General features: G+C 34.7%; 11 protein-coding genes. 8 read left to right on the forward strand and 3 right to left on the reverse strand.

What is annotated here, in order from left to right:
* The first annotated feature begins 18 nt into the window (after nt 1-18).
* The 5 genes from QYS48_RS09205 to QYS48_RS09225 all read left to right on the forward strand — a co-directional run bounded on the left by QYS48_RS09205 (nt 19) and on the right by QYS48_RS09225 (nt 6,141).
* A complete protein-coding gene (locus tag QYS48_RS09205) occupies nt 19-1,014 on the forward strand; it encodes a ribonucleoside-diphosphate reductase small subunit (protein WP_308355650.1) in 996 nt (331 codons plus the stop codon).
* Between the two features lie 91 nt (nt 1,015-1,105).
* Nucleotides 1,106-3,583, forward strand: a complete 2,478-nt coding sequence (locus QYS48_RS09210) for a ribonucleoside-diphosphate reductase subunit alpha (protein ID WP_308355651.1) — start codon at nt 1,106-1,108, stop codon at nt 3,581-3,583.
* A gap of 172 nt (nt 3,584-3,755) precedes the next feature.
* The gene (locus QYS48_RS09215) at nt 3,756-4,373 is read left to right on the forward strand and encodes a nitroreductase family protein (protein WP_308355652.1); all 618 of its coding nucleotides are present in this window, start codon (nt 3,756-3,758) and stop codon (nt 4,371-4,373) included.
* Nucleotides 4,370-4,867 carry a VOC family protein gene (locus tag QYS48_RS09220; protein WP_302102266.1) on the forward strand — a complete coding sequence of 166 codons (498 nt, stop codon included), beginning with the start codon at nt 4,370-4,372 and terminating at the stop codon, nt 4,865-4,867. The genes QYS48_RS09215 and QYS48_RS09220 overlap by 4 nt, the downstream gene beginning before the upstream one ends.
* Before the next feature lie 80 nt (nt 4,868-4,947).
* Complete coding sequence (locus QYS48_RS09225) at nt 4,948-6,141, forward strand: class I SAM-dependent rRNA methyltransferase (RefSeq protein ID WP_302102265.1); 1,194 nt, start codon at nt 4,948-4,950, stop codon at nt 6,139-6,141.
* A gap of 234 nt (nt 6,142-6,375) precedes the next feature.
* On the opposite strand, the gene QYS48_RS09230 is transcribed toward QYS48_RS09225, so the two are convergent.
* Nucleotides 6,376-7,728 carry an aspartate kinase gene (locus QYS48_RS09230; RefSeq protein WP_308355653.1) on the reverse strand — a complete coding sequence of 451 codons (1,353 nt, stop codon included), beginning with the start codon at nt 7,726-7,728 and terminating at the stop codon, nt 6,376-6,378.
* Here QYS48_RS09230 and fbp point away from each other — a divergent pair.
* Nucleotides 7,727-8,707 carry a class 1 fructose-bisphosphatase gene (gene fbp / locus QYS48_RS09235; protein WP_308355655.1) on the forward strand — a complete coding sequence of 327 codons (981 nt, stop codon included), beginning with the start codon at nt 7,727-7,729 and terminating at the stop codon, nt 8,705-8,707. The two genes, QYS48_RS09230 and fbp, sit on opposite strands and share 2 nt — an antisense overlap.
* Here fbp and yihA read toward each other — a convergent pair whose 3' ends face one another.
* Complete coding sequence (yihA, locus tag QYS48_RS09240) at nt 8,708-9,319, reverse strand: ribosome biogenesis GTP-binding protein YihA/YsxC (RefSeq protein WP_302122690.1); 612 nt, start codon at nt 9,317-9,319, stop codon at nt 8,708-8,710. It lies immediately after the preceding gene.
* A 322-nt stretch (nt 9,320-9,641) separates the two neighbouring features.
* On the opposite strand from yihA, the gene QYS48_RS09245 reads away from it, so the two are divergent.
* Together QYS48_RS09245 and QYS48_RS09250 are read left to right on the forward strand one after the other, a co-directional pair.
* Complete coding sequence (locus tag QYS48_RS09245) at nt 9,642-11,726, forward strand: OmpA family protein (protein WP_308355656.1); 2,085 nt, start codon at nt 9,642-9,644, stop codon at nt 11,724-11,726.
* A 73-nt stretch (nt 11,727-11,799) separates the two neighbouring features.
* Nucleotides 11,800-12,468 (forward strand): 2-C-methyl-D-erythritol 4-phosphate cytidylyltransferase, encoded by a 669-nt coding sequence (locus tag QYS48_RS09250; protein WP_308355657.1) that lies wholly within the window; start codon nt 11,800-11,802, stop codon nt 12,466-12,468.
* A 105-nt stretch (nt 12,469-12,573) separates the two neighbouring features.
* Here QYS48_RS09250 and QYS48_RS09255 read toward each other — a convergent pair whose 3' ends face one another.
* A complete protein-coding gene (locus tag QYS48_RS09255; protein ID WP_013454973.1) occupies nt 12,574-12,795 on the reverse strand; it encodes a DUF2795 domain-containing protein in 222 nt (73 codons plus the stop codon).
* Nucleotides 12,796-12,852: the final 57 nt, after the last annotated feature.

Here is a 12,852-nt window from a genome sequence, read left to right on the forward strand (position 1 = left end):
TAAAAAAATATTTCAAAGATGAGTGATGTAACCACATTCCAAGACGAGCCAATTTTGAAGGAAAACAAAGACCGTTTTGTATTATTCCCAATACAGCATAAAGACATTTGGGATTTCTACAAAAAAGCTGAAGCAAGCTTCTGGACTGCTGAAGAGATTGATCTTAGTCAGGATATGAAAGATTGGGAAAACCTAACTGAAGGAGAAACTCACTTTATCAAGCACGTATTAGCATTCTTCGCAGCTAGTGATGGGATTGTAAACGAAAACCTTGCTGAGAACTTCGTAGCAGAAGTACAATATACAGAAGCTAAGTTTTTTTATGGATTCCAAATTGCCATGGAAAATGTTCACTCAGAAACTTACTCTTTATTAATTGATACTTATGTGAAAGATAATAAAGAGAAGAGTAGCCTTTTTAACGCAATTGATACAATGGATTGCGTAAAGAAAAAAGCAGATTGGGCCTTAAGGTGGATAGATGAAGGGAATTATGCTGAAAGGTTGATCGCTTTTGCTGCAGTGGAAGGTATTTTCTTCTCTGGTAGTTTCTGCTCAATATTCTGGTTAAAGAAAAGAGGTCTGATGCCAGGTTTAACCTTCTCTAATGAGCTAATCTCAAGAGATGAAGGATTACACTGTGATTTCGCATGTTTACTTTACAACGATCACTTGGTAAATAAACTTCCAAAAGAAAAAGTAACTGCTATCATCACTGATGCAGTAGAAATAGAAAAAGAATTTGTTACCGATTCGCTTCCTGTAAAATTAATTGGAATGAATGCTGATCTCATGTGTCAGTATATAGAATTCGTTGCAGACCGTTTATTACAAGAGTTAAATTGCGATAAAGTGTACGGTTCTTCAAATCCATTTGATTTTATGGAGATGATTTCATTACAAGGTAAAACGAACTTCTTTGAAAAGAGAGTGGGAGACTACCAAAAAGCAGGTGTAATGAAAAAAGAAGAAGATAGCGATAAAGCTAAATTCTCTTTAGATGAAGATTTCTAATTGAAATCAAACGAATTGTGCCATTCCTGAATGACAGGAATTAAAACCTAATTGAACTAAACGTAATCCTATAACCCCATAATTAAACAGCATGTTAGTCGTAAAAAGAGACGGAAGAAGAGAAACCGTTAAATTTGATAAAATTACAGCGCGCATAGAGAAACTATGCTATGGTCTTAATCTTAATTACATTCAGCCAATTGATGTGGCTAGAAAAGTAATTAATGGAATTTATGATGGAGTAACTACTCAAGAGTTAGATAATTTAGCTGCAGAAACTGCTGCTTCAATGACTGTGAAGCATCCGGATTATTCTAAGCTATCTGCAAGAATTGCAATATCTAATCTTCATAAAACTACAAGTAAGTCTTTCAGCAATACTATGAAAAGACTTTATACTTATGTAGATCCGAAAACTGGAGCTAATGCACCTTTATTATCAAAAGAGACTTATGGTATTATTAAAAAGCATGCAGCTCAATTAGATTCTGCTATCATTTATGATCGTGATTTTGGATATGACTTCTTTGGTTTTAAAACCTTAGAACGCTCATACTTAATGAAAGTGGATGGTAAAATAGTAGAGCGTCCGCAACATATGTTGATGAGAGTAGCGATTGGTATCCATGGGGAAGATATTGAATCAGCTATCAAGACGTATAATTTAATGTCTGAGAAATGGTTTACACATGCTACGCCAACTCTTTTCAACGCAGGTACTCCTAAACCACAGCTTTCTTCTTGTTTCTTATTAACCATTCAGGAAGATAGTATCGATGGTATTTATGATACCTTAAAGCAAACGGCTAAAATTTCTCAATCTGCTGGAGGTATAGGGCTAAGCATTCATAATGTTAGAGCAACAGGTTCATACATTAAAGGAACAGGTGGGGTTTCCAATGGTATTGTTCCGATGTTGAGAAACTTTGATATGACTGCTCGTTATGTAGATCAAGGTGGTGGAAAAAGAAAAGGTAGCTTTGCTATCTATCTAGAGCCATGGCATGCTGATATCTTTGATTTCTTGAACTTGAAGAAAAACCACGGTAAAGAAGAGATGCGTGCAAGAGATCTTTTCTATGCTATGTGGATGTCTGATCTTTTTATGAAAAGAGTTGAGGCGAATGCAGAATGGACTTTGTTTGATCCGAATGAATGCCCTGGCTTAGATGAAGCATACGGTGATGATTTCGAAAAATTATATGAAAAGTATGAGCGTGAAGGAAAAGGTAGAAAAACCGTTAAAGCTCAAGAACTTTGGTTTGAAATCTTAGAATCTCAGATTGAGACTGGTACTCCTTATATGTTGTATAAGGATGCTGCTAATAAGAAATCTAACCAGAAGAACTTAGGAACTATTAAGTCTTCAAATTTATGTACTGAAATTTTAGAATATACTTCTAAAGACGAGGTAGCGGTATGTAACTTAGCATCTATTGCGCTTCCTATGTTTGTTCAGAAAGATGAAAATGGTCAAAATTATTTTGATCATGAGAAACTTTATGATATCACTTATACAGCTACCATTAACTTGAACCGTGTAATTGATGTAAATTACTATCCAGTTGAAGAGGCTAGAACCTCTAATATGAGACATAGACCAATCGGACTTGGGGTTCAAGGTTTAGCGGATGCATTCATGCTATTAAGATATCCTTTCGATTCAGAAGAATCTAGAAAGTTAAATAAGGAAATCTTTGAAACGATCTACTTTGCAGCTATGACCGCTTCTAAGGATTTAGCGATTAAAGAAGGCTCTTATGAGACTTATAAAGGTTCACCAGTTTCTAAAGGTATTTTCCAATTCGATATGTGGGGAGTAACTCCTTCTGAAAGATGGGATTGGACTACTTTAAAACAAGAAGTAAAGAAAAACGGTGTGCGTAACTCTTTATTAGTTGCCCCTATGCCAACCGCTTCTACTTCTCAGATTTTAGGAAACAACGAATGTTTTGAGCCTTATACTTCAAATATTTACACAAGAAGAACCTTGTCAGGAGAATTTGTGGTAGTGAACAAGCACTTAATGCATGATCTTATCGAAAGAGGCTTGTGGAATGACAACATGAAGAATAAATTGATTGCTGCAAACGGTTCTGTTCAAGATATACCAGAGATTCCGGAAGATATCAAAGAGCTTTATAAAACAGTTTGGGAGATTTCTCAAAAAGCAATAATTGATATGGCGGCCGATAGAGGAGCTTATATTTGTCAATCTCAAAGTATGAACTTGTTCATGCAAGACCCTAATTTCGGTAAAATGACTTCTATGCATTTCTATGCTTGGAAGAAAGGCTTGAAAACAGGTATGTATTACTTGAGATCGAAAGCAGCTACTAGCGCTATCCAGTTCACAGTGGATAAGAGTCAATTGGGAGAGCCAAAGCCAGAGGCGCAGCCGCAACAGGATATTACTCAAAATACGGATACAAAAGTAAATCGTCCATCAAACCCAACGCAAAATCAAGGGCCAACAGCGAACAATGAAGATGACTTAGCGGCCTTAAAAGCTGCACAAGTGGCATGCTCGCTAGATAACCCTGATGATTGCGAAATGTGCGGAAGTTAAGATGATAATAGATGCTAGAGCCTAGAATCTAGATTAATAATAGATAATAAACACACACAGTTTATTCATAACCGAAACCACCTGGGCAACTGGGTGGTTTTTTTATTATGAATAAATTACATGTAGCAACATAGATTATTTTTCTGCGTATTAGGTAGAAAAATAAAATTCTATGAGTCAAGCTTATATAAAAGCAGAAGAAATTAATTTAGGACAGGAACAATTATCCTTATTAAAAGAGAGAAAAAGTACAGTAGCTTTTTCTGATGAGCCTATCAATACTACACAATTAGAGCAAATATTTGAGGCCACCCGTTGGGCTGCTTCTTGTTTTAATGAACAGCCATGGAGGTTTATTGTAGCCACAAAAGAAAATGAAACTTTATATAAAAAAGTATTAAATGGAATAAATCCTCATAATCAAAATTGGGCTAAAAATGCACCCGTATTGATGATTGCCATCGCTAAAAAAACATTTAGCATGAATGGTGCGGAAAACAAGCATAGCTGGCATGATGTAGGTCTTGCAGTGGGTAATATGTCAGCTCAAGCCACAGCTATGGGTTTATATCTTCACCAAATGGCTGGGATCGTAAAAGAAAACATCCAACAAGATTTTGAGATATCGGAAGATTTTGAAGTGGTATCAGCTATTGCATTAGGATATAAACTACCAATAGAAGAAGTTCCTGAGGATCTAAAAGCCAGAGAAAGCAAGGAAAGAACTAGAAAAGAGTTTTCAGAATTTATTTACAATGTAGATTGGGAAAAAAGTACTTTTAAACCATGAGAGAGGAAGACTATACAATCCCTTCTCAAACCCGAATAGGGCATGTTCATTTAAAAGTGTCCGATTTAGATCGAGCTTTAGATTTTTATAATGGTCTATTAGGATTTGAGATTACTCAAAAATTAGGAGATCAGGCGGCATTTTTATCAGCAGGGGGCTATCACCATCACATTGGCTTAAATACCTGGCAAAGCAAAGGGGCTAGTCCAGCCCCTAATTATGCTCCAGGATTATTTCATACCGCAATCGTTTACCCAAGTAGGAAGGCTTTGGCTGAGATTTTTCTTAAAATCAGAGAAGCCAAGTATCGTTTTACCGGTGCAGCAGATCATGGAGTTTCTGAAGCCTTGTATTTGGATGATCCGGACGGAAATGGAGTCGAACTGTATTGGGACAGACCCAAAGAGCAGTGGCCGAGAACAGCAGACGGTGAAATCGACATGTATACTAGACCGCTGGATTTGGAGGGCTTATTAAGCGAATTAGAGGAGTAATCTTATAATTCATGATACTTTCTTTCATGTAGCTAATATTATTTTATCCATATTTGCATAATATTTTAGATCATCAATTTATGCAAAACGAATTTCCCACTATCACCCTAAAAAAAGGAAAAGAAAAATCATTGGAACGTTTTCATCCCTGGATTTTCTCAGGTGCAATTTATCCGGTTCCTAATGAAGTTGAAGAAGGAGATTTAGTCAAGATTCAAACGAAGGATAAGCGATTTATTGGAATTGGGTATTATCAGGTAGGTTCGATAGCTGTTAGAATACTAACTTTTAAGGATGAGCCAATTAATGATAATTTCTGGTCTAAAAAGCTTAATTCAGCAATAGAGTTAAGAAAAACTGCAGCATTGTGGGCTAATGAAGATACCAATGTCTTCCGTTTAGTTCATGGAGAAGGTGATGGCTTCCCAGGCTTAATTGTTGATTATTATGATGGTTGTGTAGTCTTCCAGGCCCATACAGTGGGTATGTATCGCATCAAGGATACTTTTTTAAGAGTTTTAAAAGAACTATTAGGTGATCAATTAAAATCTGTGTACGATAAAAGTGCTCACACTTTACCATTTAAAGCTGAATTGGAAACAAAAGACAGTTTCGTTTACGGTGAAGAAAAAGAAGAGTGGTTAGTAAAAGAATATGGAAATACTTTCAATATAAATGTAGTTACAGGTCAAAAAACAGGCTTCTTTATTGATCAGCGAGAAAATCGTAAACTATTAGAAAAATACAGTGCTGGTAAAAAAGTTTGTAATACCTTCTGCTATTCTGGTGGCTTTTCAATCTTTGCTTTACAGGCTAATGCGGAATTAGTGCATAGTGTGGATAGTTCCCAAGGAGCGATAGATCTAACGGATCAAAACGTAACAATAAATTTTCCGAATGCTTCGAATCATCAATCCTTTACTGCAGATGTTTTCAATTTTCTGAATGACATGCCAGAAGAGTATGATGTAATTGTTTTGGATCCTCCGGCCTTTGCCAAACACCGAAAAGTATTGAAAAATGGCTTAAATGGCTATAGAACCATTAATGAGAAGGCCATGAAAAATATGAAATCTGGTGGAGTTCTTTTTACTTTTAGTTGTTCTCAGGTAGTAAGTCAAGAACAGTTTAGAACGGTTGTTTTTTCTGCAGCCGCAAGAGCAGGTAGAGAAGTTCAGATTTTACATCAGCTTCACCAACCAGCAGATCATCCGATTAATATTTTCCATCCTGAAGGCGAATATCTAAAAGGCTTGGTGTTGAGAATCGTCTAATTTGAGACTCCAAAATCTAATCACATGGACTTTTTAATTATCAAAGCCTTAAAATATCCCAATTTTTTGGGTGACTTATCTGTAAACTTATCAAATACAGAATTTTCAATTTCAGAAAATGAATGAACTAAGAAGTTTAATATTTGAAAATCTCATTTAAATTAGCTTTGCGATGGTTCTTTTGTGGTGAAGAAATAATATGTCGTAAATAAATGATTGCTAGTATTATAACACTTAGACTCTAGATTCTAGGCTCTTTACCACTACTTGATAGTTCTTTCTAGTTCTTTGCTCGAGGTATATTTCCTTCTTGTGAGTCATTCTGTCGATTAGGCTTTCATTAAAGTTTTTAATCGTGATCAATTCTAATCCTGTATTATAAAGGATTGAAAAGTCATTTTTAAGTTCACTCATGAGTTGATCTAAGCGATGCAAATCGTCATTCACACAAATTGAAAATGAAATAGCAGTATTTTGCATCATATTTATTTTGATGTGATGCTTATTTAGAGTGTCGAAGATTTTCCCAATAAGTGATTCTGTAATAAAGGTAAAATCATTCAATTGAAAGCTAATTAGGCTTTGTTTTTCCTTAATGATTATACAAGGGATTTCGTGAATTACTTTGCAATCATGAATGATTGTTCCTCCTTTATCAGCTTTACTAAATGACCTAACGTGCATAGGGATTCCAGCATTTGCCAAAGGCTTAATTGTTTTAGGATGGATCACTGAAGCGCCATAATACGTCATTTCAGCCGCTTCTTTGTATGAAAGTTCTTGATACAATACCGCATCTTGAATTTTTTTAGGATCAGCATTTAATATGCCAGGAACATCTTTCCAGATTGTTACCGCTTTAGCATTTAGAGAATAAGCAAATATGGCTGCGCTAAAGTCTGAACCCTCACGTCCTAGTGTAGTTATTTGTCCTTCTTCTGTGCCGCCTAAAAATCCTTGAGTAATTAATAGTTGATGATTTGTAAATTCATTTTTAACTTTTTCAGAAATTGTTTCTTTAGTTTTTATCCAGTTTACAGAGGCATCTCGAAAAGTATCATCCGTTCTCACTAACTCATAAGCATTTACTTTAGTAATAGAGAATTCCTTTAGCTCTAAATATTTTAATAATAAATTCGAAGAGATGATTTCGCCATATGAAATAATACTATCGTATGATTGATCATAATGGTTTATGTCAATCTTTTCCAGGCTATTTTCTAATTCTTCAAAAATGCTTTGAAGAAATTCTAAAGGTTCAGATGCATGATCATCAAATAATGAATTGACGATATTAGCATGATCTTCATAAAGTTTTTGAATAGTTGCTTTAGTTGATAGTTTTTTAAGTTTTAAATGAAGTATTTCTTCTAGTGCATTGGTGGTTTTACCCATAGCAGAAACTACAATAAGGATTTTTTCATCAGGAAATCTTTTTAGGATTTCTACCATATTGCGAACTGCGTCTGCACTTTTTATGGAAGCACCACCAAATTTAAATACTTGCATACATTTGTTTTTATATGGATTGGCAAAATAAGCTGCAATTTTTTCATAATTTAGCGGCAATACAAAAAAATATTGCATGCAAACTAAATTAGCCACCTCCGTTGGTATCACTTTAGACAGATTTATTAAGAAAAAACAAAATGATTTTGCCTTTGCATCAGGTGAACTTTCTCAACTTTTAAGAGATATAGCCCTAGCTGGAAAAATCATTGATAGAGAAGTTAATAGAGCGGGCTTAATTAATATTAGCGGTGCTTACGGAACTGAAAATGTTCAAGGTGAAGAACAACAAAAACTAGATGTTATTGCTAATATCCGTTTTATCCGTGCCTTGAAAAATGGTGGTGAAGTTTGTGCTATTGTATCTGAAGAAGATGATGAAATCTTAGATCTTAATAATGAAGATGGAAGGTATATTGTAGCGATGGATCCTCTGGATGGTTCTTCTAATATTGATGTTAATGTTTCTATTGGTACGATCTTCTCTATTTTCCGAAGAGTTTCTCCTGTGGGGAGTAAGGTAACCAAGGAAGATGTTTTACAAAAAGGATCTGAGCAAGTTGCAGCAGGATATTTATTGTATGGTTCTTCTACCATGTTAGTATATACGACTGGTCGAGGTGTGAATGGTTTTACTTATGATCCTTCATTAGGCGAGTTTTTTCTTTCGCATGCTGATATGAAAATACCAGAGGATGGAAAAATTTATTCTATTAATGAAGGAGGCTATAGGAGTTTCGAACCTAAAGTTCAGAAATACATAGAAAACTGTAAAGATAAAAAGTATACAGCTCGTTATATAGGTTCTTTAGTAGCTGATTTTCACAGAAACTTATTGAAAGGAGGGATTTATATTTATCCTTCAACCGAGAAAGCACCAAATGGTAAGCTTAGGCTAAATTATGAATGCAATGCTTTAGCCATGATTTGTGAGCAAGCAGGTGGTTTAGCTACGGACGGAGAAAAAAGAATTTTAGATATACAACCTGATTCACTACATCAAAGAGTTCCTTTTTATGTAGGATCTAAGAAAATGGTGGAGGATGCGATGAGCTAATTAATTCTGCTCTTCCCAGGCAGAATTCATTTGGTCAATAAATCCTAAAATTTCCTCTTTACCTGATTTTTTTTCTGCAGAACTAATAAAAAAGGGAGGGAATTCTTCCCAGCTTCCCAGCATATGTTTTTTGAACACAGCTATATTTTTCTGTGTTTTATTAATAGATTGTTTATCAGCTTTGGTGAAAATTAATGCCAAAGGTAATCCTTTTTTACCTACGAAATCTAAAAATTCAACATCGGCTTTTTGAGGAGGTAATCTGGAATCAATAAGCACAAAAACACAGACAAGATTCTCTCTATTAATCAGGTAATCACTAATCATTTTACCCCAATTTTCATTGGTTTTCTTGCTTACTTTAGCATAACCGTATCCAGGTAAATCAACCAAATACCACTTTTTATCCATCAAAAAGTGATTGATTAATTGAGTTTTACCTGGCCTAGAAGAAGTTTTTGCCAGATTCTTTCGGTCAGTCAGCATATTGATTAATGAAGATTTACCAACATTTGATCTTCCAATGAAAGCGTATTCAGCTAAATCAGTTTTAGGACTTTTTCTGAAATCAGTATTACTGATTATAAATTCTGCATTTTTTATTCGCTTCATACTGCAAATATAAAGGCTTTAGCTGGCATAAAAACTTAAGTTTTAGAAAGAATTATTAGTTTTGTTCTAATACTAAGTGAGTTTAAGCTTTGGGGGAAATCTTAAAATTTATTAGTGAGCTTAAGTCAATACTAAAAAAAAGCATAAATTGAAAAAAAGTGGGTCAACATTTATATATTTATCACTTCATCCCATAAAATTTTGAATAAAAACAGGAAGATTTGGCTACTTTTTTTGATATAACATAAAAAGTAGTTTAATTTAAGTGATTATTTTACTGAAGCGACCTAACTCGCTATATTTTACCGAATTAAAGAATACGATGATATATAAAATTAGATTCTTTTTTGTTTTACTTTTAACTGTAACTATTGGTTCGCAGCTGAAAGCACAAGAGGCTGATCCAGATATGGCCAAAGAGTATTTGTCGATAGCAGAAGAGATTTTGAGGGAAACACGTGTGTTAACACAGGCATTGGATATGTACAAATTAGCTGCTGATGCTGATCCAAATAGTGTAGAGGCAAACTTCAAAACAGGGGATACTTATCTTCAAACTACTGAAAAAGCTAAGGCAACTCAATATTTATTACGTGCCTATCAACTTGATTCGGATTATAAATTTGACATGCTTTACAAGATAGGCCAAGCTTATCAATATGGATATGAATTTGATAATGCTATTGAATATTACAATAAATATAAACAGAAGCTTGAAAGTAATACGGGTTACAATGGTTCGGATTTAAAACCCATGAATGAAGTAGTTAGGCGCATTGATGAATGTAATACGGGTAAAAAATTGATGGCGGATCCGGTTAACTATTCCATTAAAAATGCTGGTACAGCCATTAACTCAATGGCTTTAGATTATGCTCCAGTGGTAAATGCTGATGAAACCATCATGATTTTCACATCTCGTAGAGGACCTGATCAGGGAAACTTAAACGAAAACGTATTTGATGATAACTTCTATTATGAAGATATTTTCATTTCAAGGAAATCAGGAGGAGAATGGCAGCCAGCTGAAAACATTGGTCCAGTTGTTAATACAAAATATCATGATTCGAACTTCGGTTTTTCACCAGATGGTAAAACATTATACATCTACAGTGACGAAGGAAATGGTGATATTTATTTTACCAATAACCTTTCTGAAGATACTTGGTCTGAGCCTATAGCATTAAGTGACAATATTAATTCAAGTGGATATAATGAAAAGTCAGTTTCGCAGACTGCTGATGGAAATACCTTATTCTTTGCTAGTAACCGCCCAGGTGGTTTTGGGGGGTTTGATATTTATTATTCAACTAAAAACAAAAAAGGAGAATGGGGACCTTCAAAGAATATTGGAAATGTAATTAATACTGAAGGAGATGAAGATGGTACTTTCATCACTTTTGATGGTAAAACTCTTTATTTCAGTTCTACTGGTCATAATGGCATGGGAGGATTTGATATTTTTAAATCTGAATATGATAGTGCGAGTAGCCAATGGAGTAATCCTGAAAACCTTGGATATCCTTTAAACACTCCTGATGATGATATTTATTTTGTAATGACCAAGGATGGTAAAACGGGTTATTACGCTACTGTTAGAGAAGAGGGGATGGGGTATAATGATATTTACAGAGTTAAAATTGGTGGAGCAGAAGATGATTCAGATAAAAAATTAGAAAGTAAAACCGCTAATGTAGATGAGGGAGAAGAGAAGGAAAAAGAGCAAATAGTTGAGAAGGTAGAAGTAAAAGAAACTCCTGAAGATAAACCTACCACAGGAGCACCTGTTAAATTAATGGTCAGAGTTTTAGATGCAGGAAATGGTCAGCCAATTGACGCTAATGTTAAATTGAAAGGTCAGGAGGATAATATTAATGTCCCCGCTGAGAGTAAAGACAACGGAATTTATACGTATGTGATTGTAAGGGAAGAACCTACTAATTTTATGCTTTCTGCTGAAAAGCAAGGGTATATTTTTGCCAATAAAAGAATATCAATTCCTGCTTCAACTGCTGAAGAGCAAGTGGTAAGACAAACTTTAAGGTTGAGCAAGCCAGAGGTTGGGACATCTAAAACTTTAAGAAATATTTTCTTTGAATTTGGTAAGGCTACCTTTACAACGGAATCTTATGAAGAATTAAATAAGATGGTAAGCTTCATGGAGGCTAATCCTCAAGTGAATGTTGAAATTGCCGGACACACAGATAATGTTGGTGCCGCTTCATTCAATAAAAAACTATCTCAGTTAAGAGCTAATAAAGTAGTTGACTATTTAACTGATAAAGGAATTGATAGAAGACGATTAAACGCAACCGGATATGGTGAAGAGAGACCTATCGTTAGTAATGATGATGAGGTAATGGGAAGAGAGATTAACAGAAGGGTTGAATTTATTGTGAAAGAATAGAATCAAATTAAAATATGATAAGGAATAGGGATGTTAATCATCCCTTTTTTATTTACGGATATTATTAAGAGGAATGAAAAAGTATGCGATAATTGTGGCAGGTGGTACTGGTAAAAGAATGGGAGAGAGTCTTCCTAAACAATTCCTTAAGTTAGGAGGCACCCCCATATTAATCCATACCCTACAGGCATTTAATATAGCTGATCCTGAAATTGAATTGATTATTACCTTACCAAAGGAAGAAATTCAATTCTGGGATGAGCTAAATGTCTGGCACCAAAATTATATAACGCATAAGGTAGTAGCAGGTGGAGAAACTCGTTTTCATTCCGTGAAAAATGCTTTAGAGCATGTAGATGAAGGATTAGTTGCCATTCATGATGGTGTTCGTCCTTTTGTATCTCCCGATATAATTTATGAGTCTTTCAAATTAGCCTCAGAAAAGCAAGCTGTCATTACAGCAGTTAAAATGAAAGATTCAGTAAGGCAACTTACAGAAGATGGAAAATCAAAAAACATCGATCGATCTACTTTAAGGATGGTTCAAACGCCACAAACTTTTACAGTTGATCTTTTAAAATCAGCTTATAATACTGAATTCAAAAATCATTTTACCGATGATGCTTCTGTGGTGGAAGCCTATGGTAAAGATGTCAGCTTGATTGAAGGGGATTATCGAAATATTAAAATTACAACTCCGGAAGATTTGGTAATAGCCGAAGCATTATTAGCCAATAAGTAATGGTCTAGAGTTTATAAACTCTAATTTAAATAGGAAGGAGGAATGTATTTAGCCCATTTCTGGGCTAAATTATATGCTTAAGCTGAGTGTTTTAACACCACTCAGCTAGTATTCATCCTCATTAAAGAAGAAATCTTCTTTTGATGGATAATCAGGCCAAATCTCCTCTATGTTTTCATAAGGCTGACCATCATCCTCTAATTCTTGTAAGTTTTCTACAACTTCCAATGGTGCTCCAGAACGAATACCAAAATCGATTAATTCGTCTTTAGTGGCTGGCCACGGAGCATCTTCTAAGTATGAAGCTAATTCTAATGTCCAATACATATTCTACCGTATTTTTTTGATGCGCAAAAGTATGATAAAAAATTATAAATCAAAGCC

Origin of the sequence: Marivirga arenosa (genome assembly GCF_030503895.2) — a bacterium.
GTDB lineage: Bacteria > Bacteroidota > Bacteroidia > Cytophagales > Cyclobacteriaceae > Marivirga > Marivirga arenosa.

Coding starts and splice junctions, on each gene's coding strand:
- QYS48_RS09225 (WP_302102265.1), top strand. CDS start 4,948: ATGCAAAACGAATTTCCCACTATCACCCTAAAAAAAGGAAAAGAAAAA.
- QYS48_RS09230 (WP_308355653.1), bottom strand. CDS start 7,728: ATGCAATATTTTTTTGTATTGCCGCTAAATTATGAAAAAATTGCAGCT.
- QYS48_RS09220 (WP_302102266.1), top strand. CDS start 4,370: ATGAGAGAGGAAGACTATACAATCCCTTCTCAAACCCGAATAGGGCAT.
- QYS48_RS09215 (WP_308355652.1), top strand. CDS start 3,756: ATGAGTCAAGCTTATATAAAAGCAGAAGAAATTAATTTAGGACAGGAA.
- QYS48_RS09245 (WP_308355656.1), top strand. CDS start 9,642: ATGATATATAAAATTAGATTCTTTTTTGTTTTACTTTTAACTGTAACT.
- fbp (WP_308355655.1), top strand. CDS start 7,727: ATGCAAACTAAATTAGCCACCTCCGTTGGTATCACTTTAGACAGATTT.
- yihA (WP_302122690.1), bottom strand. CDS start 9,319: ATGAAGCGAATAAAAAATGCAGAATTTATAATCAGTAATACTGATTTC.
- QYS48_RS09210 (WP_308355651.1), top strand. CDS start 1,106: ATGTTAGTCGTAAAAAGAGACGGAAGAAGAGAAACCGTTAAATTTGAT.
- QYS48_RS09205 (WP_308355650.1), top strand. CDS start 19: ATGAGTGATGTAACCACATTCCAAGACGAGCCAATTTTGAAGGAAAAC.
- QYS48_RS09250 (WP_308355657.1), top strand. CDS start 11,800: ATGAAAAAGTATGCGATAATTGTGGCAGGTGGTACTGGTAAAAGAATG.
- QYS48_RS09255 (WP_013454973.1), bottom strand. CDS start 12,795: ATGTATTGGACATTAGAATTAGCTTCATACTTAGAAGATGCTCCGTGG.